The sequence below is a fragment of the Halobacillus sp. ABD4_316 genome (genome assembly GCF_056161385.1).
The window spans coordinates 218,019-243,878 of sequence record NZ_JBSWZA010000003.1 but is presented as its reverse complement, the minus strand read 5'-3'; the positions used below and the strand labels follow the sequence as shown (position 1 = coordinate 243,878).

Here is a 25,860-nt window from a genome sequence, read left to right as displayed (position 1 = left end):
TCCCGCAGGTTTACGTAATGCTGCCTGCCACGGCAAAGCCGATGAAAATGCTCACGGCAGCCGCAACGATTGCAACCGCTACGTTGTTTTTACGGATTTCGTCTTCTGCTTTGAAAGGGGTGACCAGTTCAAAGAGGTAATAACCGGCAATCATTAATACAAATCCGATCAAAATCCAGATAGCTGCGCCCCAGATGCTCAAGTTGTGGGCAATGGACGCTTGTGTGATGATGCCGAGGCCGATCAATTTACCAGCAAACTGTGTACCGACAGCTACATTTCCGTTCAGCAGCTCCTGACGGTCATCGTAGGGGGTGAATTTTTCAAAAACGGCCATGCAGATCCCGGCAATAAGGAGCATGAGCACCCAGTACACAAGGGTGAGCATCAGTTCTGTGGCATCAAGGATCTCTGAAAATTCAAAGGCAAACATAAATCAAACACTCCTGTCTTTCATTATTTTCCTGTTCCTGGTCCTCCACCACGAATACCACCCGGTGAATCCGAGGAATATTTCAAGGTCGGAAGCTTTCCACTGTTCTTCACATAACCGCCGCCGAGGATGTACCCGGTATATAGGAATCCTCCACCCCTGGATTCAAAATCCATATCAAATTCCTCTTCAGCCTCTCGGGCAATGCCGTAATCAGAAAAGAAGGCAGTGGAGTAGTTGTTTCGTACAAATTCTTCTCCAGACATTTCGACGAGAGAATCATTGGCGTCTTTCGGGTCTTCAAAAACCTGCACAAGCAGATCATCATAAATCATAAGGTGACGGTCGTTTTTCGAGGCTTCGTACATCGGTTCGTTTGTATCCATGATCTGATTGGCGACCGTAGTTACCGTTTGATTGGAAGCCCGGTATATTTCAGATTTGTTTTCCCTGTCGTCATAGACGATGTCCTCCAGGGGATACGTGTTGTCAACCGCTCCCTGCACGGAGGAACAACCTCCCATGATGATCAAAACAAGGAAAAAACTGTAGCTGATCCATCTCTTCATTGGTTCACCTCCTGACAGCTGTAGTAAAATTCGGTTGAAAAAGCCGTGGGTGTTTCAAAGCCGTTTAAGCAGGCGGACCCAGGGACATTTTCCCATATCATCCTCTTTCATTATACTTGTGTACGAACGAGGACTCAATAACGTTTCATTTATGATGGTTCAGGTCTTTTGACTTCGAGAGGTATCAGACCTTATACTGAACGGAGGAACTGCAGCTTAGACAGAGAAAGAAGAGATGCCATGAACTTACGTGTCGAGGACTACATCAGCATCAAGCTCCACCAGACAGACTTGAAGCTGACAAGTGAAATCAAATCACGCCTTCAGCCCTACAACCTTGCACCTGAACAAAATCTAGTCATGATGCTCTTGTGGGAAAAAGACGGACTGACTCAAAACCAGCTGTCTGAAAAACTTGGAAAAGATAAGACGAATATTGCCAGAATGGTAGGGAATCTCGAAGGGAAAGGCTTTATTGAACGGAAATTCTGCCCGAGCGACCGTCGTTCCCTCGAGGTATATCTGACCGAGGATGGGCGGAAATTGAAAGAAGAAGTCGTCCCTGTTTCTGAAGCATTCAACGCGGATGTGACGGATGGACTGAGTGAGCAGGATTTGGTACATCTGGACCAAGTGCTGACAAAAATCCTGAACAATATAAAAAGGTAAGGGTCCCTTTTTTTGCCAATATAGTATGCGTAGCAACTAAATGGAAGAAAGGATGGTTGGATGACATTCCAAAGAGAACTCAAGGAGAAGTGGAGAGTCGAATACACGGAGATGGGGTTTCCGGCTGTACAGAAAGGCTGGGTGCTTCCTGTCGAACGATGGCGTGATTTTGATCCATTCATCCTGATGGCGGAAGACTGGTTCAAAAAGGGCACCTTTCCCGATCATCCCCATAGAGGCTTTCAAACGGTGACTTATGTTGTGGATGGCAGGCTCGAGCATATAGATAACGCAGGAGGCCGTGAAATTCTTGAACCTGGTGACGTTCAGTATATGAATGCCGGGTGGTCGGCCCGTCACGCAGAAGATGGGGTGGAAGATGATATTGCCCATACGCTCCAGCTGTGGTTGAATCTTCCGAAGGATCAGAAGCAATCCGATACGTTGTATCAGAACGTCTATCAGGAGGATGCCCCTGTCGTTCCTTTTGACGGAGGCAGTGTAAAAGTGTTCTCTGGAAATACCGCAGGAGTGACCGGCCCTCTCGATTCCATCGTTCCTATTACGTTGACGGAATGGACGATGGGAGAAGGGGCTTCCTATACGATGTCCCTGCCTGAAAACCATAATGCTTTTGTTTACGTGCTGGCAGGAGAAGCCGAAACCGGGCCCGGAAAACAGGTGATGAGAAAACACGAAGCCGGCCTGCTTACTTTCCGTGAAAATGGAGAAGAGGATAGTACTCTGACGATCCGTTCCAAAAAACGGCGCACTAAAGTGCTTGTTTATTCTGGAAAACCGATCCGCGAGGAAATTGTCCCGTATGGTCCTTTCGTGATGAATTCCATGGAGGAGATCGAGCAGGCTTTTGAAGATTTCCGAAAGGGTAAGTTCGGACCTCCAGCTGTATAAAGGACGCAGAAAAGCCTGAGAGGCAGCTGGCTCTCAGGCTTTAGTTATCGAAGTTACTGCTGACAGATCGTTTACCATACTTTCGCGTTTCATGACGGATATAATCACTTTTTCTGCTTCTGTGAGTACCGCCTCACGCCATTCCTGCTCTACAGGGTAGAACATGTTCCGAAGTTCCTGCAGGATCCATCGCCGGTCTTCTTCGTGTTCGGCACCTTCCCAGTACAGTTCATTTTCCAGAATAATCGTTGTGAACTCTCTAAGCTCCGCCTCGCGGCTTGTCCCGAATGTACCGAACTCGAACAGCGCCGATAAAAGACTGCGTTCAGGAAACTCATTTTGCTGCAGTTCATAAAAGTGATTGGTTGAATCACCTTTGACTTTTGAGGGACTGAATTTTTCGATGTTCTCCATATGATAATCTTCTTTCAGTGTATCTACATCTCTTTCTTCAAGTTCTGAAATCACCATCGTCACTTCATTGGTCGGCCCGAGCGCTGTGTGCCAGTCCATATGGATCACCCGGCTGTAGTCATTCAGCATTTTCCTCTGCCACGCTTTCATAATGGAAGCAGACAATTCTTCTTCTTTTCCTCCATAATAAACGCCCTTTTCAAATTCATACTGTCCCATGCCCTTGGCGGACTTCACGGCTTTGTATCCCTGTTCTGCCATTCCTTTGGTCAAATATTCATAGAGAGCTGTCTTTTCTCTTGGAATTTCCTTTAAGCTGCCATTCGGCTGGAACAGACGGCTTGCATCACGATAGTTTGTGTTCAAATCCTCAGGCACATGTTCAGTCTTATAAATATAATTCCGGTTTAAGTCCACATTATTTTCTGTGACCCTGCGGAAATGCTTCATCCCCCAAGGGTTAATGCTGTGGACGAGGCATAATCCTGTATGATCCGCATCCATGCCGGATAGGTGCTTTTCGACAAACATTTTTATAACGGCCGCTCCCGCGTATCCTTCGATTCCGTGTTCACCTGTCGTCATGAACATGACCTGATCATTGTTTACAGTGGCATCGGCATAAATGAAGTCGATGGTTAAATCTTCTTCATTTCCGATGTATTCGGTATGAAGGGAAGCCTGTGGCCACTGTTTTTTTACCTGAGGAAGCAGCTTCCGAAAACGATCGCGCGATTCTTGATATGTTTTACTGAAATATTGTTGCGTATCCATGAAACCAACCACCTTTCTTTATATAATCATTGAACAGATGCATCTCTTGGATCTTCCCGATACAAAGGGAGGGTGCAGCAGCGGAAAGCCCCGCCGGATTTAATAATTTCTGAAAAATCAATGGGGAGCACTTCGAACCCTTTCTCTTCCAAGATCTCATTCAACCGGGTGTGAAGGGAGAGGCTGATCACTTTGTTTCTGCCAATCGAAAGCACATTGGGACCCATATGGAACGTTTCGTCCTTTGTGACAGGGATGACCTCGAACCGATCCCGGATCATCTGCCAACCCTCATCTGTAAACGCTTCTGGATAAGCGATGGCTGTGTGAGCATCCAGGATATTCAATACACAGTCCAGATGAAGGATTCCATCCGCAAGTGAAAGAACGTTCACATCTCTATCCGGTTCCTGCTGTTTGAGTTCTTGAACAGCTTCCATCGAAGTACGCCCGCTGTGACCAATCCAGATTGTGTTTCCATCGACGAGGACGTCGCCGCCTTCTATCGGATGGTGAAAAGTACGGATGTCATTCGTGTCACGGCTGTTCATCCAGGCCGTTAATTCACTCGTTTCACCTTTACGGACATCTTCTTTCATAGAACTGGTGTAGAAATGAGAACCGATGACGAAGCCGATATCTCTTGTGAAAACTTGTTCATGCAGGCTGGATTTAGAGGGGAGCAGGTGGACGGTAATCCCCTCCGCTTTTAGAAGGTGGACAAAATCCCTGTGCTGCTGTAACGCTGCATTCGTCTGTATTTCCTCATAATGTTTCTGTGTTTCATTGATTTTAGTTTCAATTCTCATATGACGGGGCTCCGAGACGAGTACGTTCAGCAGTTGACCGTATTCAGTGGAACAGTTGAATGCTGTTCTAGCAGCCGTATCTTTCACGGGACAAACCTCCATTCTTTCGTTGATTTATGTTTCCCCATCTCTGAACAGCCGAAACAATAGATTTCCAAATCGTAATGAGAGAAAATGGTAGAGTGGAATAATAAAGGAGGCATTTCATGGAGTTTAAACAATTAAAGGACTTTGAAGCATTTACAGACCTCTCCCGCCGGTGTTATCCCGGAATGAACCTTTTGACAGCGGAGGACCAGGAGCGCTATACCACTCACCGCAGGAAGATTTCCGGGTACGAAGATGTCCATCCAGTAGGATTGTACGACGGCTCCTCCCTTATTGGAGGTTATTTTGCTTACGATCATAGGATTCAAGTGTATGACCGTAAAGTAGAAGGCGCAGGGATAGGCACGGTAGCCGTAGATCTTCCTTACAAAAAACAGGGACACGCCAAGCGGATCATTACGAAGTTTTTACTGGATGCCAGAAAAGATGGACGTATAGTGACGCACCTTTATCCTTTTCAGCCGTCCTTCTATCAAAAAATGGGCTTTGGGATCGGCCCGGCGTTGTCTGTCTATCAGTTTCATCCTGCTCAACTCCCGGGTTTTCAACCGAGCCTGGACGTTCAGATGCTCACCGCTGATCACGTAGAGGAGGTTCATACCTGCTACCAGACCTGGGCCGGCCGGACCCATGGCGCCACGGATATCCCTCCTTATGGTTTTGCTTTTTTAGAGAAGCCGGAGCAACATACGATCGGGGTTCGGAATAATGGAAGACTGGAAGGGTATATGACGTTCGAATTCAAGGCAGGAGGGCACTTCCTTGAAAACGACCTGCACATCAAAAACTTTTTCTATACGACGAAGGAAGCTTATCAATCTCTTTTAACCCAGCTGCATAATCAGAAAGACCAGGTCCAATCGGTCAGATTTCCGACGTTTGATGAAGATTTCAGTTTCACATTACATAATCCTGTCCACGAAGAGAATCATTTAATTCATTCTATATACCATAAAACCGCTGAGCAGGGACGCGGACTGATGTACCGCATTATAAATATCCCGGCTTTCCTGGATGCTGTTACCCATCATTCCTTCGGCAGAGATACAATCCGGGTGGGATGGACAGTGAAAGACAGTCTGCTTGGGGAAACCTATGAAGCTGTCTGGCAGTTTGCGGCAGGGAGACCATCCCCGGCCAAAGAGGAGGCGGAGGTTCATATAGAACTTGATATCGGCTCGTTTTCCTCCTTAATGATGGGGTGTGTGTCATTAAACGCACTTGAAAAATCAGGCAGAGCCACTGTATCCAAGCCGGTCGATCTTTTCAACCAACCCGAAAAACCGCAATGCTGGACATTCTTCTAATTCTGACGGCAAGGGGAATGTTGAACGGTGAGCCTTCTGCATACATATAGTACATTAAGGAAAATGATGGAACGGAGTGGAGGGAGTGAATAAAAAGAGCAGACGGGCAGAAGCTGTTCATTACTTCAAAACACGCCCCTTGATTCATGTGCTGGAAGCAGCCCGGGTGAAGTATGAAGCCTATGGTAAGGCTTGTGGAACGATGATGACGGAAAAGCTTGCCTACAAAGAATTATTAGCTCTGGCTGATTTCATGGGGATGTCGGAACATGCGCTGGATTTGAAGCGGAAATTTTCCATTGCCCGATTTGAGCGGAGGATCATGGATCGCTGGGGGATAACCTTAGGAGAATTACTTGAAGAATATTTCTCAGGGACGGAGGGGTATAAGGAGTGAAACTTTAAAAACCCGGACTCATATCAAATGAGTCCGGGTTTTTGTTATACCCACGTATAATCTCTGCCCCAGCTTTCCTGAGCAAGCGTACGTATATTCTGTACGATCGTGTTTTCAACAGCGTAGGCATCTCCCTGTTCATAAGGGTTGTAATGGAAAGCGTACAGCCTTGATGTGAATGCATCAAAGGGAAGTGAGCTTTCCCCTTCCTGTTCTCCACTCCCGTTTACGCTTGGTTCAATATTCTGTCCCCAGTTCTGGGAGCCGTCGTTATTCGGGTTGTAGAAGTAGATACGGTAAATGCCCTGCGGGTCTTTTGCAATCCTTGTAATGGAAACGGCATGCAGACCGAGCAGCTTTCCATGGACATTTGTAATGAATATGCCGACAGGATTCGGATAAATCAATTCATAGTCGTCATTGTAGTCTGGATGATGGGTCGCATAGAAGAGCTTGATAAATCCGTTGTAATCCAGAACATACCCTGTGATGGGATCGAAGACCGAACTGAACCCTTTCTGCACCCAGTTGCCGTAAAAAGCCGGGTTTACCCAGCGGTGGCCGTCTTCTCCGCGGAGGGCAACACGTGTCATCATCTCGCTGTAAATTTTATCTAAGTGCGGGACGAGTACGAGGGATACAGGGTCAAGCTCTTTATGAAGATCGGGGGCGAGCCCGCCTTTTAAGTCTTTGGAATGGATCTGAGCACCTTCAAATGTGAAATCCAAGTCCCCATCTCTGGCTGCTCTCGGAATGATCTCGAGCAGGAATCCAGGGGCATGCTGGGCCCATAAGCTGATTCCTCTCGCGGCCTGACAGGTCGGATTAAATCCTTGCCCGACCCCCATCGGCTGACCGAGGACCTGGATGGTGCCGGCGACGAGAATACTGTTGGCTGTAACACCTTCCCCGGTATTGGTTGTGGAATAGAGTGCATTCCTGACATCCGGCCGGATATCAAGCTCTATGAGCCTGCGCAGTCCCGGGGCTACGGGTGAGTGGGAGAGGACCCCGCGTTCAAGCATCATCGCAAGTCCGTAAATGGCTTGTCTCGTGCCTGGGAAAATGGACGAGCGGATCAACTGGATCACTAACTCCCGGTTTTCTTCAAGGTTGGCACTGCCCTTACTGTTAAGGCTCAGGGCATACGTTAACAGACCAGGATTCTGCTTGCTTAGAAATCTCAGCAGTGTCGCATGATGGGGAGCGACTAAACCGGTGTCCCGCATCGATGTGGCAAGCGCGACACTTTCTGAAATCAAGTCAGCCCTCGGGATCGTCTTCAGCTGGCTGCGGTACGCATGGACATCCTTGAACTGCCCGCTCAGTGGTGAGGGGCCTTCAATCGCAGCTATGAACTGTTTCAATTCTGTTGTATCATTCTGCTCTGTATCCTGGCTGACCATTTCTTTGGCCATCCTGATCATCGATACGATCCGCTTGATCATGATAGGGCGTTGGGCAGTCAGCCGTTTAATCTCATGAATAAGGGTCTGAATGAGGGCGGTCGACGATAAATGAGTGGAAAGAAACGTAAACAGTTTTTCAGCTTTCTCGTCATTCTCATGCTTTTCAATCCGCGCACTTTCGCTGGCATCTGGAAAAAGAAGGTTCAGGTTCAATACCATGACTTCATTGAGGAACTCTTCAGCCATTGTACGGGTCACACTCGAATTGGAAGCTTTTCCTTCGGCTATAGCCAGCATCCGCAGCTCGCTCAGCACTTCGATAATCATAGGCAGCCCTTTGGCTTTCAAAGATCCGCCTACGAGGGGAGGCTGAAGTTTCTCAGCGGATTCCCATGGACCGTCCTGAAAAACGCCGGCCTCTTCAAAACGTGCGGCATGCTGATAAAGGTTTTCAAATCCATCGTCTGCGTCAATCAAACGGTTGGCTTCCTGATAGACATCGGTCTGATATTTTGATTTTACAAAGGAAGGAGCCTGGGCCAGCTGGTCCAGGGCGTAAATGAATCGTTCAGCAAGAGCACCTGTGGTTTGAGGCATGTGACTACTCCTTTCTCTTTTTGAGAGAACTTAAATGTAGAAATTATACGTTTCGTACGTTTCCAGAAGGTCACGCATTTCTTCACTGTCACGTCCGAAGAAAAAGATAGTTCCATAATGGTTCCCAAACCCGACACGTTCCGCAACTTTCCCTTGTGGCGGTGTGAACATATCATGCTTTACAAAATAGGGATGATCCTCAAGCTCTTCCGGAATCTTTAAATCCTCGACATATTCGATGCCCGGATGAACCATCAGGCACCCCGCATAGTTTTGATAATCATACGGATCAGGGAAAAATTCTTTAAGTTCTTCCTCCGTCGTGCTTGGGTCACTGCATAAGATCTGTGCTTCATACGCACTGAAACCGTACGCCCGCTCAATCAGTTCGAAAATATGGCCGCCCGGTACACGCGCCGCCACTTCACCGAAGTGGAGCGTGCCATCCTGCGTAATGAAATATTCCGGGTGGATCACGCCGTACTCGATTTCAAAGGCATCCACAAGCTGCTGCACAGCCTTTTCGATCAATGGACGTTTTTCTTCCAAAGAAGGAGAGGCAGGAACGAAATTGGAATACCCGAGGCGCACATATTCCGTAATATTCAGGAACTGGACTTTTCCTTTATGAATGAACGCTTCACAGGAGAATTCCTGTCCATCCAGATGACTTTCCATCAAAAGAGGAAAATCTGTATCCTGAATCTGGTTGATGTCTTCTTTTGTATACACCGCCAAGTGACCGACAGATCCCGCTTTGTCCAGAGGTTTCACGTGAATCGGGTCATAGTGGTCGCCTTCAAGCTTCAATAACGCTTCATTCACTCTTTTCAAGAAACGTTCCACATCTTCTTTATCTCTTGCCTCCTCAAACACGCCGACTTTAATACCGGAAATCTGTGCTTTCCGCTTCATCATCCCTTTATCACGGAGCAGAAGGGAACGGTTGAAGACTTTCGGATCCTCTCTGAATCTGGCGTTCAGCGCCCCGGCCCATTCGACACACTCTTCATATAATGGAACAGCCACCTCGGCTCCCATATCCCGGAGCTGCTTATACAATTGATCCGATCCTTCATTCAGTTTATTGAAGTCCCAGCCTACAAAAGGAATATCGTGCTTCTCGGCATACGGTTGAAATTCCGCGGGACCTACGACGATGAACGGGCGGTTCATCCGTGCGGCCGCTTCAATGGCTTGGACACTCCATCCAACCAGTGCAGTATAATAAGGCTTCGTCTTTTCATCCTCTTCGATTGATGTGTTCATTTCCAGTTGATCCAATTCCATTCGATCCCTCTCCTTTGTCATTGAAAATCTAAATTTAGGAAACTTTGACATTCGTAAGTTAAACGTATCAAAGTAGAGGGAAAACTGTAAGCGTTAGATAGAGGTTCGACAAAACTAGTGAAGGTTTTACAAATCTCGTATTTCCTGTCGGAGATTGATCTATTTCCTGGGAAATGATTGAGAGAGGATAAATTGGTGAATGTTAAATAAAAAGGAGGAGAACGCATGTCGGAGTCACGTTCTTGGAGGAATTTACGTCCGAAGCAGATGATTGCACGAAGCCGCGGGTATTTTTCAGAAAGCGAAACGATGAAGAAATTAAAAGGTTACAGCAGCCGTCTGGGGACTCAGCTCGTCTATTACAGCCTGTTGTTATACTATGCCTTTCAAAGTCCGAATACACCGAAGAAGGCAAAGTTGACCATTGCCGGTGCGCTTGGTTACTTGATTCTTCCGGTGGATGCCATCCCTGATGTTCTTCCAGCGGTTGGTTTTACAGATGACAGTGCCGTCATTTTGTATGCGGTCTACCAGGTCCTCTCCCATATCGATGAGGATGTGAAAGAGCAGGCAGGAGAAAAAGTCAGTACAATTTTCGGACGTGATGTGTCGAAGGATGAACTGAAGGATCCCGAAGAAAATGGGGAAGCCGGTGTTTAAGGCATCCCCGCTTTTTTTATGTGGAAGTCTCCTGTATAATAATGTTGTTTTTGCGAAAAGGAGATTTCATAATGACTGAAAGCCTGCAGGACCTCAAAACAGATGGGGCCTTTTTTAAATATTTGAATAAAAAAAATGAATATAAGCAGCAGGTACGCGAGACGATGGTCCGTACCGCCGCCAAGCTTACGTCATCAGCGACTTCCGAACAGCGTCCGGGGATGCTTCTTGGAAAAGTGCAGTCCGGAAAAACCCGGACCTTTATAGGGATTATGGGATTGATGTATGATAACGGGTTTGATGTTGTCATCCTTTTAACGAAAGGAACGAACGCTCTCGTTCGCCAGACGTATGCCCGCCTTCACGAAGAATTTTCAGATGCTGTAGACCAGGATGCGATGAGAGTCTATGACATTATGTCCATGCCTGACAATCTCAGAAAATATGAGTGGAATCAAAAGCTCGCTCTGATTGTGAAGAAAGAGACACATAACTTGGAACGCCTGCGGGGTGCTCTTGAAGAAAAGTATCCACAATTAAAGGAGAAGCGAGTTCTCTTCATTGATGATGAAGCGGATTTTGCCAGTGTCGCTTATGAATATAAGCGGGATCAAAACCTGAAGCAGATGCGCGTGATTGCGACAAAGATCAATGAGCTCCGTAAGAAAATCAAAGACACGGCGTTTCTACAGGTAACCGCCACTCCATATTCGCTGTATCTCCAACCGGAGGACATGACGATCCATAAGGGCAAGGTGTTTGAACCGATCCGTCCGTCCTTTACGGAACTGGTACCCGTTCATAACCGGTATATCGGCGGGGATGTCTACTTTGAAATGAGTGAAAAGGAAGATCATCTGGCTTCCTATCTTTTTCATGAAGTGAACGAAAAAGAACTGGAAGTAATGAAGAAGATGGACGGCCGCCGGGTGAAAATGGATCAGCTTCTGGAGCAGAAGAATATATCCAACATTCGAATGGCCGTTGTGAACTTTATCGTTGGTGCGTCCATCCGGCGCTGTCAGCAGCGGTTGAAGGGAAAACGCGAAGAGAAGTATTCCTTTATCATTCATACAGAGCGTGGGAAGAGTGCCCACGCCTGGCAGGCTGAGCTGATCGAAGGCTTTGAAAAACTGCTTACGGAAGGAGCGGACAAGGAAACTGTCACATTTCAAACGTTGATCCGTGCAGCTTATGACGATTTGGTCCGGTCCGTGAGTAAATTGAAGAAATCGCCGACACCGGATTTCAGTCAGGTTTATGAGGAAGTCCGTCGTTCTTTGAATGAAGAATACGTGGTAAGCAGTGTCGTCAATTCTGAAAAAGATGTACAGGATCTGCTGGATTATAAAGGAGAGTTGAAGCTGCGTGCTCCTATGAATATATTTATCGGAGGACAGATTCTGGACCGTGGGGTGACCATCCATAATCTGATCGGATTTTTCTATGGAAGAAACCCGAAGTCGTTCCAGCAGGACACGGTACTGCAGCATTCCCGGATGTACGGGGCCCGTCCTGCAGCTGATCTAGCAGTTACCCGTTTTTATACGACGGCACGGATATATACCGTGATGAAGAGGATTCATGAGTTTGACTCAGCGCTCAGACAGGCGTTTGAAAGAGGAGGGCATGATCAGGGAGTGGTCTTTATCCAAAGGGATGGTACCGAAGAAATCATCCCCTGCAGTCCGAACAAAATCCTCCTTTCCAATGTGCTCACCATGAAGCCGCACAAACGGATGCTGCCTGTCGGGTTCCAGACTGGTTATAAGACCCATATACAAAAGCAGATTCGGGAGCTGGATGATCGGGTGGCTCAATTGAAAAGGGCCGCCTTAAAAGAACGGGATGGAGCGTATCTCGTTCCTGTCGGAGAAGCGAAACGTCTGCTCAGTCTTGTTCATGAGACGTTGGAAATGGAAGAGGGGCATGACTTTTCCATGGATGAATATGAAGGGGTTCTGGACTATTTGACCGCAGAATCAGGGAAAGAGGCGCTTGTCTGGGTCCTTGCGAGGAAAAACAGGAACATCCAGCGCCTGAAGAAGGATGGCAGTTATGAGAATTCCCCGGATACTCCCGGGCGTGGGGAGGGAGAACTTGCGGAAGCACGCCGTCTCGCCCGTAACTTCCCAGCGCTGATTATGCTGAGACAGGAAGGAAAAAAAGAACAGGGGTGGCGTGGGTCTCCGTTTTGGTGGCCGGTCCTCCTAGTACCGTCAGAAACGGCCCCGACGGTTTATGCGGGCCGCACCGTGAAAGGGAAGCATTAAAAAAGGACCTTTCTTTGAAGGTCCTTTTTTTACTGTCTGCTATTTTTCAATCGGTTCGTCGAATAGATCCGTGAATTTGGCGACGTTCTCGTAACTGAACTCAAACGCCATTCTCACTTCTCCGAATCCAGGCTGATAAAAGTAGCCTTGAACCTCATAACTGCTTGGATTTTCCCTCACCTTCGTAAGGTGGAAGTACCGCTGGATGTATTGAGCCATTTCCTCCAGTTTTTTATTTCGTACTTTGATCCACTGCTCTTTCAGTTCTTGAGTCGGGAAGTCAGATTCCTTTAACATGTGCTCACTCCTCTACGGAAATCAAAAAACTAGAAAACCATTTATAGACATTATACTATAAGAGGACGTCGATAATTTCAACTATTCGAAAAAATCAAACGTGAAAAAGGACCTATTTATGAGAGAGTACTTTTAAGAGATGTGAATCCCTGTTAAACTATGGAAGAACGAATGGCTTCCCCTTGCTGAATGAGGGGTTCTGTGACATATTGTCATCGTTTTTTTACAAACTTTCCACATTTGTTTATCCATCCACACGCTTCTGCCTGTAAAAGCTGCAACCCCGGTTTTCAGATGTGCAAACAAACTGAAATCTGGATAGTCGAGCAGCTGCGTTCTATTTACAGAAGCCGGTTGCGTGTTACAATGGCTTACACAACCAGATGAAAAAGGAGAAATGACATTGAATAAAAAATGGTTATTGGGATTAATGCTGGCTGCCTTTGTTGCTTTACTTGCTGCGTGCGGGGAAGATGAAGGAGCCTCTGATGATAATAAAGAAGAGACTGAGACGACACAGGAAGAGCAGACGGAAGGCGAGCAGCCCGAAGCTCCTGAGCCGGATCTTGAAAACATTCCGGATGTAGTCGCAGAAGTCAATGGAGAAAAGATTACGAAAGAGGATTTCGAAACGACGTATCAAGGCCAATTCCAACAGATGGCTATGCAGTCTCAAATGACAGGTACAGAGCTTGATCAGGATCAGTTGAAGAAAGATGTCGCCAACAACCTTGTCGGCCAGGAACTGCTTGTTCAGGAAGCAGAGAGCCGTGATTACGAGGTATCCGATGAAGAAGTCGATCAAATGCTGACAGACCTTGCCGAGCAGAACCAGATGGAATCCAAGGATAAATTCCTTGAAGAACTTGCCAACCAGGGGATGAAGGAAGATGAAGTCCTTTCCGAGGTCCGTTCCCAGCTGAAAGTCGATCAGCTTCTTGAAGAAGAAGTCAGTGTAGATGCTCCGACGGATGATGAAGTAAAAGCGGAGTACGACAAAGCTGTCGAGCAGCAGGAAAGTGCGGAAACAGAACAGGAAATTCCTGCTTATGAAGATGTGAAAGATACAATCAAACAAAACCTTCAAACCCAGAAGCAGTCCGAAGAAACACAAAAGCTTGTAGACAAGCTTCGTGAAGAAGGCGAAGTTACCGTAAACTTATAAGAAAAAAAGCTGTCCGTCAGGGGCAGCTTTTTTGTGTGTTAGATCCATTCTTTCCATTTCTTACGCAGTTTCTTTTCAGATTTTTCCTTTCTTTTCTGACTATGTTTTTCATGATTGATCAACAGGTCGTATGCTGTGAACGCAGCAATGACACGGGCAAGGATATACACTCCGGCTGCTGATATTATGGTAATCACAGGGTAGTACGCAGACAGAGCCCCGTTGGTCACTCCATTTTCTTCAAGAAGCAGGGTGATAAATCCAGTTCCGGCAAGGACTACCCCGAGCATGAGAAAAGAGACGAGTCGAGTTCGGACGGATTCAAAACGGTCCGTGATTTCGGTTTTGAACCCGGGGTCAAAGATCAATTCCCTGCTGCTTATGATTTCATAGTTTTCTGCACCTTTGGTCGTCATGGCTTTAATAAAGAAGATCACCCCTGCAGCAGCGAGGCCTGCAATCATGACTGCAAGAAATTCGGGTGATCCTTTAAAAAGGAAGTAGGGTACTAAACCAAGCAGGAACAGACTGAGGCTTACGGCCAGAGAACGTCCCATGGAGTTTACGTAGGTGAAATGAGCTTCGGCCATTTCACGACTGACGTAATACCCCTGTTCCTCCTCAGGTTCTCGTTCTGACTCTTTTTTTAATAGGTAGTCCATCGACACATTGAAAATGCTGCCAATGGTCAGCAGCTTCTCTGTTTCTGGATATCCCTGACCTTTCTCCCATTTACTAACGGCCTGACGGGAGGTCTGCAGCTGCTCAGCGAGTGCTTCCTGCGACAATCCCTTTTCCTTTCTTAATTGAAACAGCTTTTCTCCAAAGTTCATGGAAAGCCCCCTTCATCTTTGTTACATCCAGTATAGAAAACAATGGAAGAATTTTCTATACTGTTAGAGTGGAAGATTGTCAACGAACGGTTGCAAATGGGAAACGAGAGGTTTACATCTGCTCATAACCTTAGAAACTCTGGATTTATAAGAAAAATGAGAATAATAGAACATCATACAAAAGGATTGACCCGTTACTTTTCCGTTGTTATGATTCTCTCTATAATTTAATTGACGAAACACCTTGTATAAGTTCAGGAATACGGCCTGAGCGTCTCTACCAGCTACCGGAAATAGCTCGTCTACAAGGGAAAATAGATGGACCTTTCCCTTAGTATACGCATCGGCAGCTGCCGGTGTTTTTTTGTTTTAGGAGGGAACATCATGAAAAACTTCTTTCAGTTTGAGGAAAGAGGGACAACGATAAAAAAAGAAACGATGGCCGGTGTGACCACGTTTTTGTCTATGGCTTATATTCTGGTTGTGAATCCAATCATCCTCAGTCAGGCGGGGATGGATCAGGGAGCATTGTTCACAGCAACGGCTTTATCTGCTATCTTTGGTTCCCTGCTGATTGGTCTCATGGCGAACTTCCCAGTAGGTATCGCGCCAAGTATGGGATTGAATTCATTTTTCACCTTTTCTGTCGTCATTGGTATGGGAATTGAATGGCAGGTGGCCTTGACCGGGGTATTTATAGCCGGCATTATCTTTATGATTTTAAGTTTGTTTAAGATCCGGGAGAAGATTATCAATGTCATTCCTAAAGATTTGAAGCATGCTATTGCGGGGGGAATCGGTTTTTTCATTGCCTTTGTAGGGTTGAAAAATGCCGGACTGGTCGTCTCCAATGAGGAAACGTTCGTTACCATTGGTAACCTGACATCACCGACGACGGCTCTTGCAGGTTTCGGTTTTATCCTTACGCTAATGATGCTTGTCCGTGGGATCCGCGGTGGGATTTTCTACGGTATCGTGGTAACAAGTATCATCGGTATGATTTTCGGTCTTGTGGATGTGCCGGGTTCTATTGTCGGAGAGGTGCCGAGCATGGCTCCGACATTCGGTGTCGTCTTCCAGCACCTTGGGGATATTTTTCAGCCGGAAGTCATCGCTGTAATTTTCACATTCCTATTCGTAGCCTTCTTTGATACAGCCGGGGCGTTGATTGCGGTAGCCAGCCAGGCCGGAATGATGAAGGATAATAAAATTCCGAATGCCGGTCGTGCTTTACTCGCCGATTCATCTTCCGGTGTTCTTGGAGCCATCTTTGGAACATCGACGACAGCATCTTTCGTAGAGTCATCCGCGGGTGTAGCTGTCGGGGGAAGAACAGGTTTTACCAGTGTCATCATTTCCGCCTGCTTCTTCATCGCTTTGTTCTTTTCACCGCTTCTCGGTGTCGTTACTCCTGAAGTTACAGCGCCGGCGTTGATTATTGTCGGGGCGTTGATGGCCGTAGAAGTCAAAGAAATCGACTGGAGCCGGCTGGAAGTGACAATACCCGCGTTTGTTACGATTATTATGATGCCGCTCACGTATAGTGTTGCCACAGGAATCGCTCTTGGGTTCATTCTTTATCCATTTGCGATGATTGCCCGCAGAGAATGGAAGCAGGTTCACCCGATTATGTATACACTGGGCGGATTGTTTATCATGTATTTCGTCTTCCTATAAAAATGAAAAGTCCTGGAGCATTGGTGCTCCAGGATTCAGGCTTTAGAAAAACTCCGTGTTACCCAGTCGGGGTTGTCCGTAGGTCGTGTTGAGGGGCACGATCCGCTTATCGGTGGATGCTTGCCGCGGGCACGCCCTCAGCTGACTTGGGCAGGAAGATCACCTGTCCAAGTGGATCTTCGGCCCGTGCTGTTCCCGCTGGCGTCACCACCGAACACTCCTCGTGCCAGCGTTCATATAGATAGAGCGGAAATAGTTCTTCCATCTATCAAAGAGAACGTTGAGCACAGTTTTCCAGACTCCATAGAACAGTTATCGTGTCGTTTTCTTGGGAAGGTCATGGTCGTGAACAACCGCTTCTGACAGCTTCTGGGATAGTGGACAGAAACAGGGGCTTCTTTACAATCTAAAACCTGGAGCATTGGTGCTCCAGGTTTTTATTATGCCTTTATCAAGGTATGGAGTTTTTTGTTCATCTCATCTGCTGCGAATAAGGCTTGCTGATCCTTCCATATTTCCCCGGGTTTGTTCGCCTGTCCAAGCACGTAACCTGAAAAAGGCAGGTGTACAAACTGGAAAATATGCTGGAACTGCTGTAGAAGCGGGAGAGCTTTCATATAAGGAGAATCTCCACCCACTGCAAGGACGACAGCCTGCTTTTTGGACATCCGTTCACGGAAATCTCCGTATTCAGGCTCCCGCATTGTCTGGGACCACCGGTCGATAAACAGTTTCATTGCCGCAGACATGGAATACCAGTAAACAGGTGTAGCAAAAATAAGAAGATCATGACTCATCACTTGTTCCATCAGGGATTCGTAGTCATCGTCCACCGGCTGAAACCCGCCTTCGTCATGCCGGCCGTCCATAATGGGTTTAATGGTATAGGCTTCGAGATGAAAAGTGGTTACTTCCAGCCCTTTTACCAACCTTTCCGTAAGTATGTTTGTGTTTCCGCCTTGCCGGCTTCCGCCATTCAGTACAGCAATTGTCATTCTTTTACCTCCTTTTGTTTCTCTTCTTCGTTTAGCTTATACTAAAACTATTAATCATAAAAACGGATGATTTGAATGGTTATCATCGAAAAAAACGATGGGAGAATTAATAATGGATGAAAAGCAGCTTGTCACATTTTTAACGGCAGCAGAAACCTTGAATTTCACGAAAACTGCTTCTATGCTCAATTTTGCCCAATCCAGTGTCACCGCTCAGATTAAATCGCTGGAAGCTCAGCTTGGACGCCCATTATTTGAACGTCTCGGAAAGAAGCTGGTGCTGACAGAGGCCGGCCACCAGTTTAAAGGGTATGCTGAGAAGATGGTGAAACTCAGCTCGGATGCTCGTTTGGCACTTAACGGAGAAGACGGGATGAGGGAGAGGCTTACGATCGGTGCCCAGGAAAGTCAGTGTACGTACCGGCTCCCGCCTGTATTGAAGGCTTTCAAAAGCCGTCATCCTCACGTGGAGTTAATCTTTAAGCCTGCCCATTCCGATGCTCACGCCCGCAGGGATCTGATGGATGGACGACTGGATGCGGCCTTTATCATGGATACGTCCAGGCCGGAAGAGTCTTTGACGATAGAGCCTTTGCTGCAGGAGGATATTAAGCTTGTCGCAGGTGCGGATTACTGGTTGAAGGACAATGAAGCCTTTCAACTGAGTGATATTGAACGGCAGCCCCTGCTTCTTACAGAAGAAGGCTGCTCGTATCGAAGCCTTTTGGAACAAGTATGTGCCGCTTCGGAAATTTCCCCTCTTAATAAGCTGGAATTCGGGAGTATCGAAGCGATTAAGCAGTGTGTCATCGCCGGCCTTGGAATTGCTGCGCTTCCTCAAATGGTCGTTGAACGTGAACTTTCTGAAGGGAGGATCGTTGATTTGGGGTGGAAAAGCCCCCAGCCTCCTTTATTTACGCAGCTGGCGTGGCATAAAGATAAATGGCTTTCTCCGCCATTAAAGGATTTCATCGATATATCCAGAGAATTTCTTCAGGAAGACAGGGAGGAGGGGGGGATTTAAAAACCCCCGGATCCTCCACCGCCGCCTCCGACACCAGCTCCCCCTCCGCTTGTTCCTGATGAGGAGGCAGCGGACACAGCGGTGTGGGTGTCTGCTCTGTCAAAACCGGCGTCCAAAGTTGCTGCCAGTATAAGAAATAGAGCAGCCTGATTGGTTGAAGAGGAAGAAGGATGCTCTGCCTGCTGCCACTTCTGTTTTCCAAAGCCGATCTGGTAGAGCAGAGCAGGGATCCCGGCTTCGTCTTCTCCATTTTTCTGCAGGTGCCCAGTCTTGTAGGGTTCTGCTTGTTCGCGGACACGATGCCCTCTTGCGGTTAAAGGTCTGTACACGACCGTGAAAATGATGAAAAAGAGTGAAAAACCAATCATTGCTGACATAGATGGCATCAGTGTGTAGTAGCCAAAGATAAAGATGAGAGCCAAACTGACACACGACATCCCTAACGCTGTCCACCGCTGCCAAGTGTTTTCTTTCCGAAGTTTGAGACTTTGGTATTCCCAGCGTACGATTTCCTTCCATTTCTGAAAGGCCAGCCGGTAACGTTCCTGGTTCTTCTCCTCTTCTGCATAAGCTTCCAGATCGTCGATGTGAAGCAGATTTCCTTCTGCTATATCATCAAACAGCCAGGTGATCAGCTGCTTCTCGTGGTCTTTGTCTGTTTTCCGGCTGACGAGTTCAAATTCTTTTTCGGAATGCTGTCTGATGCTGCCTTTGTCAATCATATGCAGCAGGGATGCTGTAACGGCTGAATGGGTGATCTGCCCATGATTGGTGAAATAAATCAACGCGGGCAGGCTCATTTCCTCTGTCGGAAAAAAGCCGTTTCCGACTCTCTGCCGCTGAGCTTCCTGGCTTACGGCAGAACGATTGACAAATCCTGTTCCTAATAGAAGAATGGCAGCCGCAGCCGTTAGAGTCAGGAGGAAAGGGGCAGCCGTTTTCCAATTGTTGACGGCTTCCTGACGAGCCGCCATCGTTTCATCCAACTCTTGTTTTTGGTTCTGGATGCTGCTCAGTATAGCAGTGTCAGAAGCCTCGGCTTCCGGAAACACGTCTGCCGGGTATGCGACACGGATATTTCCATTCGTTCCACTGTTTACATAGCCCATATCAAATAGGACACGCCCGTCTTCTTGAATGGTCTCGGTTTGATAAGCGGAATCTTCTCCATAGGCTGTGCTTACTTCTGCTTTTTCCGGGGGTGTAACGGTAATGGACATCTGCTCATAATCACTTTCATTGCTCTTATCAAAAAATGCATAGTAGAACTGAGCTGCATCCGTAAAGACCTCGACACCATTCTGAATGGTGTAGGATAAATCAATCGTGATGGTTTCATCTTCACCGTCTCTGAACACTTTGTAGGTATGGTCCTCCTGCTCGATACGAAGTTCCTGTCCTTTTTCCTCTGCCTGGACATTCGTAATCGATGTGCCCTCCTTAGGCAGCAGTGTCCGGGTAATGCCGTTGAAATCCCCTTCAAAGGTGTAGGTATGGACTTCGGTTACATGAACATCCCCGTTTTTCTTAAGGTCTGCGTTAATCTTCGTATCCTCGATGGTTAACTCTACTGCGGATGCTTGAAGCGGAATGAAAAAAACAACCAGAGCAAGCATCCATCCCATCAGCTTTTTCATCATTCGTCACCTGCTTTCTCTTATGGTTACGGACAAGAAAAGAGAAGGGTTTCAAAAAATGGATGGGAACGTTCGGAGCAGCGGCTTCGTATAAAAGAAAAGACATAAGAAGGAGGTGTACCAATGGATGCAGGGACAATAGTTTTCAGCATAGCCATGGGGGCTGCGCTCATCATTACGGGAGGCCTGACTTTCCTTGTAGTGAAGCGGAAAGAGTACGGTCTTATATCTGGGTTTTCCAGTCGTCCTGAGGAGGAAAAGCGTATCCTGATGGAAAATGGGTATGTGAAAGCGGTCGAACGGCTGCTACTCCTTATATTCCTTCTGTTTGCAGGTGTCTTTATAATCGGATTGCTTCCGGTTCCATATGGTTTGGAGATCAGTCTGGCTGTCTTCCTCCTCGTTGTGCTGGGAGGCGCGGTCCGCGTACAGATGTATGAAGTCCCTGAAAAAAGAAAAAAGAGTCTTTGGATCACATCGATCCTGGGCATTCTGGTCATTTCAGGCATCGGTGTTTTAACGTATTTCAGCGTGATGGAAAACGAAGTCACAGTGACGGATACACACCTGGAGATTTCCGGGATGTACGGGTTGGAATGGCAGCTTGAGGATATTGATGAGGTTGCGATTGAAGAAGAACTTCCAGAAGTTATCTTAAAGTCCAATGGTTTTGCAGCAGCAGGACAATTGAAGGGGCAGTTCCGCCTGGAGGAACCTTATGGACCTGCACGTCTTTTCATCCATGACCAGAGAGAAGGACCGTTTCTTCGTGTTCAAAAAGGGGAAGAGGAGCTTTGGTTAAGCCGTGAAACGCGAGAAGAGATTGAACTCCTTGATGAGCAGCTGAATAAAGGGAAGTAAAAAGGAAGCGGGAAATCGGCTGCCTTTTGGCTGTAGAAAAAGCCTGTGTTAACCAGTTAGAGTTGTCCATTTGTCGTGGGAAGGATCACATTCCGCTTACCGGTGGATGCTTGCCGCGGGCACGGCCTCAGCTAACTTGGTCAAGAAAACCATTTGACCAAGTGGATCTTCGGCCCGTGCTGTTCCCGCAGGCATCACCACCGAACGCTCCTCGTGCGGACGTTAGAATATAGGAGAGAAATTGTGCCCTACGCAGGTTCGCACATGCAAAAGAACGGCATGGGCTGCGCTATTCCCGCTTGCGTGGAAAAGAAAATGGGAAGAAACAGGCGCTGATGACGGCTTCCTGCCGGGATATGAAAAAGATTGTCCTCCATCCAGCAAGGGTGAGCTGGGTCAAGGAGAGTCTTTTTCGATGTTAAAGAAGTTCCAAGGAGCGGTGCCCCTTCCACTCCTGGCGGTAAGAAAGAAAAAAAGCTTGTAAAGAAACTGAGGTTTCTCTACAAGCTGAAGGCAGCGGGAAATCCGCTGCCTTTCTTGTTATTCTTTCGTGTATATCTCATGTTTCAATTCTACTTCTTTCACTTCTGCCTGAGGCAGGAGGATTTTCTCGAAATCAAAGGCATTCAACTCTTTGCTGTCTTTCACTTTGTTCGGAAGATCCGGATTTGCAAGAGCACCGGTCCCAATGGAAACGAGATGGGCTTGCCCGGAAGTCAGAAGGGCTTCGGCTTTTTCCGGATCCTGGAGCTGACCATTGGCGATCACTGTAATTTTGCTGAACGCTTTTGCTGCTTCTGCCAGTGTTCTTGTTCCCTCACCGAAGGAAGCGGCAGCAGCATCACCGTCTGTGACGTGGATATAGTCGAGACCGGTTTTACCGAGAACTCCGAAGATTTCTTCCGCTTCTTTTTCACCACCGGCCCATTTATGGGCTTGATCGGCTACTTTCCCTTGCGAAATCCGGATACCGACGATAAAGTCTTCTCCTACGGCTGCAAGGACTTCTTCTACCACTTCAAGGACGTAACGCAGCCGGTTTTCTACAGACCCCCCATAGGCGTCTTCTCTGTGGTTTAAGTAATCGGTCAGGAACTGATCCAGCAGATAGCCGTTGGCACCGTGGATTTCCACGCCGTCAAAACCAGCAGCTTTTGCGCGCTTGGCACTGTCGACAAAACTCATTTTCGTCTCCGTCAGGTCTGGTTCATCCATCGCTCTAGGCGTCTGGAACGGACCTGATCCCCCGTAGAAGCCAAGCTGTTCGCCTTTAGGGGCGATAGCAGATGGAGCGATGGTTTCATCTGTATAAGCATTCCCCTGACTTTGGCCTCCCGCGTGCATCAGCTGGGCAATCATGATGGAGCCTTCATCGTGAACCGCTTCTATCACGGGTTTCCATGCATCTGCCTGAATATCTGTCGCAAGGCCTGGTTGATTGTTGTAGCCCTGGCTGAAGCTCTGATCTGTGTAGATGCCTTCGCTGATAATGGCTGCAAAGCCGCCTTTAGCGAAACGGCGGTAATATTCTTTCATTGTATCGTTGGCACGGCCATCAGCCTCTGCGCTGATCCTGGTCATTGGTGCCACAACATAACGGTTTTGGAGTGTTCTGCTGTCTAAATGGAATGAATCAAAAAGCATGTCTTCTGCCACCTTTCCTTATCGTAAGCTCTTTCAGGGTACGTTCTTTTTGTCTCAAATTCAAAGTAAATGCTCAGCCAGCTATAAGCTAGCATACCCCTGCGTCTTTTTTCATTAGAGACAGTCATCCTTCAATAATCTTCCATCCTGCCGATATAGGAGAAGATAGAACTTTTTAGGAGATGAGCATATGAATTTAGAAGGTAGAGTGGCTGTTATTACCGGTGGTTCCGATGGAATCGGGAAAGCTGCTGCAGAGGAGATGATCCGCCAGGGAGCACGGGTGGTGCTGGCGGATATCAATGAGCACCAAGGAGAGCAAGTCGTTGAAGCATTAAGAAAGCAAGGCGGAGAAGCTGTTTTCTGTAAAACGGACGTGACTGCCTATAATGAGGTGGAAGCGTTGGTGGAAACCGCTGTCGATGCCTTTGGTACGATCGATATTATGTTCAACAATGCAGGGATCGGCGTCAATAAGCCCTTCCTTGAGCATACCCCGGAAGACTATCACGCGGTTGTCGATGTGAACCAGCACGGGGTCTATTATGGAATGCTGGCTGCAGCCAAGAAAATGAAAGAGCTTGATGTGCAGGGGGTGATTATCAACAATGCTTCTGTTTTCGGATTTACAGGAACGCTTGGTATTACCGGCTACCAGGCAGCAAAAGGAGCGGTCGTCACGCTTACAAAGCATGGAGCTTTAGAGCTTGCTCCACACGGCATACGTGTTGTCGCAATCGGACCGGGTGGTGTGAATACGAAAATTGTAGACGGTTACAGGAAAGCCGGCCTTCTGGAATATATGGAGCATCAGCAGTTGACGAGAAAGCTGATTGAGCCGGAGGAAGTCGCTGGTGTGGTGGCCTTTTTAGCTTCCGATGTGTCCCGTTCCATCAATGGAACAACGGTCATGGCGGATGATGGGTTCACTGTGTTCAAGTCCGACATCCGGCCATAAGGAGAGATGAGTATGAATAACGTAGAAGCAATGAAGCAGAAGGACATGAAGAAGAAAAACGGCCTTTTATTTGCTGGTTTCGGGATCTCTCTTGCAGCTGCTTTTTTGAAGTCTTTCGTCGAACAAGACATGGCGGCTGTGGCGATGTTCGGCACAGAAATGCTTTTATATACGCTTTTGTATACGGTCCTTACATTTGTTATGAGAAAAGACAGCTGGTTCCCTTACATCAGTGTTGTTCTCGTCCAAGTATTTACAATGGCCGGGATATGGGTGACGGGCGGGGGATGGACCATTATATTAGTGAGTTATTTCCTGGCCATCTTTTCCGTCGTTCATTACAAGGCGGCTGTCTTTGCGCTTGGGTATGGACTCGGATTGGTCACGATTCTGACAGGCACTTTTTTAAGTACGGTCAATAAGGACGCCATTCTTGAGGAGGCACCGACAATCCTGTTGGTCTACATTCTCATGGGCCTGCTTCTCGGAGTCTTGATCTACCTTGGCAACCGGCAGGATACATTTATCAGAAAGCTCCTTCTGGAAGCCGAACAACGCTCCAAGGTGGAACAGGAAAAACGCCGCACATTGGAAGAGCATGTAAGTGTGATCATTGATGATTTGTCCAAGGTGAACGAGCATGTACAGCGGAATCGGGTATCGCAGGCAGAAATGAGGCATGCCATTCAGGAAGTAGCGGCTGGCAGCCATCACCAGAGCGGACAGATTACTGCCATTTCCGACCAGTCCAGTTCTTCGCGTACCGAAATGGAAGAGTTGAGCGGTCTTATGGATACACTGAAGGAAGAGACCGGCCGGGCAGGGGAATTGACCGGAGAAGGAAAAACAAAGGTACATAGGTTTACCAAGGGTGTGGAGGAGGTTCACGCGTTTATCCATGATTTGAAAGAAACCTTCTATACACTTAGTGAAAAAGTGAAGGAAACCGACAGCTTCTCTAAAGATATTAAGAAAATTTCAGAGCAGACGAATCTTCTCGCTTTGAATGCGTCCATTGAGGCTGCGAGAGCAGGGGAGGCCGGCAGAGGTTTTTCTGTTGTCGCTGAGGAAATCCGCAAGCTTGCCGAAGTAACCAAGCGGGCGGCTGATCAAATCACGGAGAATCTTTTTGAGGTCAGTCAGAATAATGCAGAAACCTTGTCCAAGATGGAGGTAAGTGTAGAGAAGATGTCTTCGATACAATCTTCTTCTGCAGATATACACGGCACCTTCCAGGAGCTGAGCCGCGTGCTTATAGACATCAATCAAAGCTTTGATCAAACGAATGAAGCGGCGGGCCGGGTTGTAGAAAGCAGTACGGAAATTGATCGCTGGAGCGGAGATCTGGCAGCCGTCATCGAGGAATCGAGCGCCGGAATGGAGCAGATGAGTGCCACAGTAGAGTCATTGACGGATGATAATGGAAAAATCGCCGATACCATGAAAGAAACAACAGACCGAGCTGTTCACCTGCTGGAGGAGAACGTATAAAAAAAGACGGGCTTCATGCCCGTCTTCCTTGGAGGATTCAAGCGAACTGCTTTAGTGCCTTGTACACTTCCTCTCCCTCATCATTTAATACGTGACCGCTTCCGTGGCAGCGGCTGCACTTGGTTTCATAACTGGTTTCCTCGACGGCCAGTTTCCAAGCCGCTTTCTCACTGGCATGATTGACGCGGCTGTAATGGTCCATAATCATATTAGCCTTGCTGTCATCATATTCTTTATAGGCTCCTGTTCCTTGACATAAGGGGCAGACATGATAGAGGTGACTCACCGTATGTTTATTCAAACCGACCACTTCCTTCGTATTTGATATAGTTAAAGTATGATTGATTTTATGAAATATTCTGACAAAAGGCAATACTTTTTCTTCCCATAAAAAAGAAAAAAAGTCATTTTGGACGAAAGACCTACCCGATAGAGATAGAAAAATCTGTGTTATCCAGTTAGAGTTGTCCGCATGTCGTGGTGAGGGGGACACGTTCCGCTTTTTGGGTGGATGGTTCCCGCAGGCGTCACCACCGAACGCTCCTCGTGCCGATGCCTGTGGGAAGACAGCTTTACCCTATGATAAAAGAGAACGTTGAGTACAGCTCCTCCGCTGTTTCAAAAGAACAGGACAAGCTGCGTTACGGCCGCCTGCGT

General features: G+C 47.4%; 24 protein-coding genes, 1 pseudogene and 1 riboswitch. Of the genes and pseudogenes, 13 read left to right on the top strand and 12 right to left on the bottom strand.

Going from position 1 to position 25,860, the window contains the following annotated elements:
- Window positions 1–10: 10 nt before the first annotated feature.
- Together ACXAJH_RS13775 and ACXAJH_RS13770 are read right to left on the bottom strand one after the other, a co-directional pair.
- A complete protein-coding gene (locus ACXAJH_RS13775) occupies window positions 11–433 on the bottom strand; it encodes a DUF350 domain-containing protein (protein ID WP_474967466.1) in 423 nt (140 codons plus the stop codon).
- Between the two features lie 23 nt (window positions 434–456).
- The gene (locus ACXAJH_RS13770; RefSeq protein ID WP_474991176.1) at window positions 457–1,002 is read right to left on the bottom strand and encodes a DUF4247 domain-containing protein; all 546 of its coding nucleotides are present in this window, start codon (window positions 1,000–1,002) and stop codon (window positions 457–459) included.
- A gap of 240 nt (window positions 1,003–1,242) precedes the next feature.
- Between ACXAJH_RS13770 and ACXAJH_RS13765 the strand changes: the two genes are divergently transcribed.
- Together ACXAJH_RS13765 and ACXAJH_RS13760 are read left to right on the top strand one after the other, a co-directional pair.
- Window positions 1,243–1,671, top strand: coding sequence for a MarR family winged helix-turn-helix transcriptional regulator (locus ACXAJH_RS13765; protein ID WP_474994271.1), 429 nt, complete (start codon window positions 1,243–1,245; stop codon window positions 1,669–1,671).
- 60 nt (window positions 1,672–1,731) lie between these two features.
- Entirely contained in the window at window positions 1,732–2,583 is an 852-nt protein-coding gene (locus tag ACXAJH_RS13760; RefSeq protein ID WP_474994270.1) for a pirin family protein, read from the top strand.
- A 33-nt stretch (window positions 2,584–2,616) separates the two neighbouring features.
- Here the strand turns inward: ACXAJH_RS13760 and ACXAJH_RS13755 are convergent, their stop codons facing one another.
- Window positions 2,617–3,771 carry a M14 family metallopeptidase gene (locus ACXAJH_RS13755; RefSeq protein ID WP_474994268.1) on the bottom strand — a complete coding sequence of 385 codons (1,155 nt, stop codon included), beginning with the start codon at window positions 3,769–3,771 and terminating at the stop codon, window positions 2,617–2,619.
- Between the two features lie 26 nt (window positions 3,772–3,797).
- The gene (locus ACXAJH_RS13750; protein WP_474994267.1) at window positions 3,798–4,667 is read right to left on the bottom strand and encodes a dimethylarginine dimethylaminohydrolase family protein; all 870 of its coding nucleotides are present in this window, start codon (window positions 4,665–4,667) and stop codon (window positions 3,798–3,800) included.
- A gap of 119 nt (window positions 4,668–4,786) precedes the next feature.
- Between ACXAJH_RS13750 and ACXAJH_RS13745 the strand changes: the two genes are divergently transcribed.
- Both ACXAJH_RS13745 and ACXAJH_RS13740 read left to right on the top strand, forming a co-directional pair.
- Entirely contained in the window at window positions 4,787–5,995 is a 1,209-nt protein-coding gene (locus ACXAJH_RS13745) for a GNAT family N-acetyltransferase (protein ID WP_474994265.1), read from the top strand.
- Window positions 5,996–6,080: 85 nt separating this feature from the next.
- Window positions 6,081–6,392 (top strand): hypothetical protein, encoded by a 312-nt coding sequence (locus ACXAJH_RS13740; protein ID WP_474967473.1) that lies wholly within the window; start codon window positions 6,081–6,083, stop codon window positions 6,390–6,392.
- Window positions 6,393–6,436: 44 nt separating this feature from the next.
- On the opposite strand, the gene ACXAJH_RS13735 is transcribed toward ACXAJH_RS13740, so the two are convergent.
- Window positions 6,437–8,398, bottom strand: a complete 1,962-nt coding sequence (locus ACXAJH_RS13735) for a hypothetical protein (RefSeq protein WP_474994263.1) — start codon at window positions 8,396–8,398, stop codon at window positions 6,437–6,439.
- A 30-nt stretch (window positions 8,399–8,428) separates the two neighbouring features.
- The gene (locus ACXAJH_RS13730) at window positions 8,429–9,688 is read right to left on the bottom strand and encodes an ATP-grasp domain-containing protein (RefSeq protein WP_474994261.1); all 1,260 of its coding nucleotides are present in this window, start codon (window positions 9,686–9,688) and stop codon (window positions 8,429–8,431) included.
- Window positions 9,689–9,913: 225 nt separating this feature from the next.
- On the opposite strand from ACXAJH_RS13730, the gene ACXAJH_RS13725 reads away from it, so the two are divergent.
- A complete protein-coding gene (locus tag ACXAJH_RS13725; RefSeq protein ID WP_474967476.1) occupies window positions 9,914–10,348 on the top strand; it encodes a YkvA family protein in 435 nt (144 codons plus the stop codon).
- A gap of 71 nt (window positions 10,349–10,419) precedes the next feature.
- On the top strand, window positions 10,420–12,621 hold the full coding sequence (locus tag ACXAJH_RS13720) for a Z1 domain-containing protein (protein ID WP_474994259.1): 2,202 nt from the start codon (window positions 10,420–10,422) through the stop codon (window positions 12,619–12,621).
- 39 nt (window positions 12,622–12,660) lie between these two features.
- Here the strand turns inward: ACXAJH_RS13720 and ACXAJH_RS13715 are convergent, their stop codons facing one another.
- Window positions 12,661–12,918, bottom strand: a complete 258-nt coding sequence (locus ACXAJH_RS13715) for a hypothetical protein (RefSeq protein ID WP_027955811.1) — start codon at window positions 12,916–12,918, stop codon at window positions 12,661–12,663.
- Between the two features lie 397 nt (window positions 12,919–13,315).
- Here ACXAJH_RS13715 and ACXAJH_RS13710 point away from each other — a divergent pair, with 397 nt between their 5' ends.
- On the top strand, window positions 13,316–14,083 hold the full coding sequence (locus ACXAJH_RS13710) for a SurA N-terminal domain-containing protein (protein ID WP_474994471.1): 768 nt from the start codon (window positions 13,316–13,318) through the stop codon (window positions 14,081–14,083).
- Between the two features lie 38 nt (window positions 14,084–14,121).
- Here the strand turns inward: ACXAJH_RS13710 and ACXAJH_RS13705 are convergent, their stop codons facing one another.
- Window positions 14,122–14,916: a helix-turn-helix domain-containing protein gene (locus ACXAJH_RS13705; RefSeq protein WP_474994257.1), complete on the bottom strand. Its 795-nt coding sequence runs from the start codon at window positions 14,914–14,916 to the stop codon at window positions 14,122–14,124.
- 224 nt (window positions 14,917–15,140) lie between these two features.
- Window positions 15,141–15,241: riboswitch (purine riboswitch) on the top strand.
- A gap of 59 nt (window positions 15,242–15,300) precedes the next feature.
- Here ACXAJH_RS13705 and ACXAJH_RS13700 point away from each other — a divergent pair.
- Window positions 15,301–16,593 carry an NCS2 family permease gene (locus ACXAJH_RS13700; protein WP_474967479.1) on the top strand — a complete coding sequence of 431 codons (1,293 nt, stop codon included), beginning with the start codon at window positions 15,301–15,303 and terminating at the stop codon, window positions 16,591–16,593.
- A gap of 440 nt (window positions 16,594–17,033) precedes the next feature.
- Here the strand turns inward: ACXAJH_RS13700 and ACXAJH_RS13695 are convergent, their stop codons facing one another.
- On the bottom strand, window positions 17,034–17,588 hold the full coding sequence (locus ACXAJH_RS13695) for a flavodoxin family protein (RefSeq protein ID WP_474994256.1): 555 nt from the start codon (window positions 17,586–17,588) through the stop codon (window positions 17,034–17,036).
- Window positions 17,589–17,700: 112 nt separating this feature from the next.
- On the opposite strand from ACXAJH_RS13695, the gene ACXAJH_RS13690 reads away from it, so the two are divergent.
- The gene (locus ACXAJH_RS13690; RefSeq protein WP_474994255.1) at window positions 17,701–18,612 is read left to right on the top strand and encodes a LysR family transcriptional regulator; all 912 of its coding nucleotides are present in this window, start codon (window positions 17,701–17,703) and stop codon (window positions 18,610–18,612) included.
- Here ACXAJH_RS13690 and ACXAJH_RS13685 read toward each other — a convergent pair.
- Window positions 18,609–20,252: a DUF2207 domain-containing protein gene (locus ACXAJH_RS13685; protein ID WP_474994254.1), complete on the bottom strand. Its 1,644-nt coding sequence runs from the start codon at window positions 20,250–20,252 to the stop codon at window positions 18,609–18,611. The genes ACXAJH_RS13690 and ACXAJH_RS13685 overlap by 4 nt on opposite strands.
- 120 nt (window positions 20,253–20,372) lie before the next feature.
- On the opposite strand from ACXAJH_RS13685, the gene ACXAJH_RS13680 reads away from it, so the two are divergent.
- Together ACXAJH_RS13680 and ACXAJH_RS13675 are read left to right on the top strand one after the other, a co-directional pair.
- Complete coding sequence (locus tag ACXAJH_RS13680; RefSeq protein WP_474994252.1) at window positions 20,373–21,110, top strand: DUF3784 domain-containing protein; 738 nt, start codon at window positions 20,373–20,375, stop codon at window positions 21,108–21,110.
- Between the two features lie 251 nt (window positions 21,111–21,361).
- Window positions 21,362–21,532, top strand: a pseudogene (locus tag ACXAJH_RS13675) (IS5/IS1182 family transposase); the annotation flags it as partial.
- A gap of 118 nt (window positions 21,533–21,650) precedes the next feature.
- On the opposite strand, the gene ACXAJH_RS13670 reads toward ACXAJH_RS13675, so the two are convergent.
- Window positions 21,651–22,754 carry an oxidoreductase gene (locus ACXAJH_RS13670; protein WP_474994251.1) on the bottom strand — a complete coding sequence of 368 codons (1,104 nt, stop codon included), beginning with the start codon at window positions 22,752–22,754 and terminating at the stop codon, window positions 21,651–21,653.
- A gap of 190 nt (window positions 22,755–22,944) precedes the next feature.
- Here ACXAJH_RS13670 and ACXAJH_RS13665 point away from each other — a divergent pair, with 190 nt between their 5' ends.
- On the top strand, window positions 22,945–23,712 hold the full coding sequence (locus ACXAJH_RS13665) for an SDR family NAD(P)-dependent oxidoreductase (RefSeq protein WP_474967485.1): 768 nt from the start codon (window positions 22,945–22,947) through the stop codon (window positions 23,710–23,712).
- A gap of 12 nt (window positions 23,713–23,724) precedes the next feature.
- Window positions 23,725–25,203 carry a methyl-accepting chemotaxis protein gene (locus ACXAJH_RS13660; protein ID WP_474991188.1) on the top strand — a complete coding sequence of 493 codons (1,479 nt, stop codon included), beginning with the start codon at window positions 23,725–23,727 and terminating at the stop codon, window positions 25,201–25,203.
- A gap of 37 nt (window positions 25,204–25,240) precedes the next feature.
- On the opposite strand, the gene ACXAJH_RS13655 is transcribed toward ACXAJH_RS13660, so the two are convergent.
- Complete coding sequence (locus tag ACXAJH_RS13655) at window positions 25,241–25,513, bottom strand: hypothetical protein (RefSeq protein WP_474972327.1); 273 nt, start codon at window positions 25,511–25,513, stop codon at window positions 25,241–25,243.
- Window positions 25,514–25,860 lie beyond the last annotated feature (347 nt).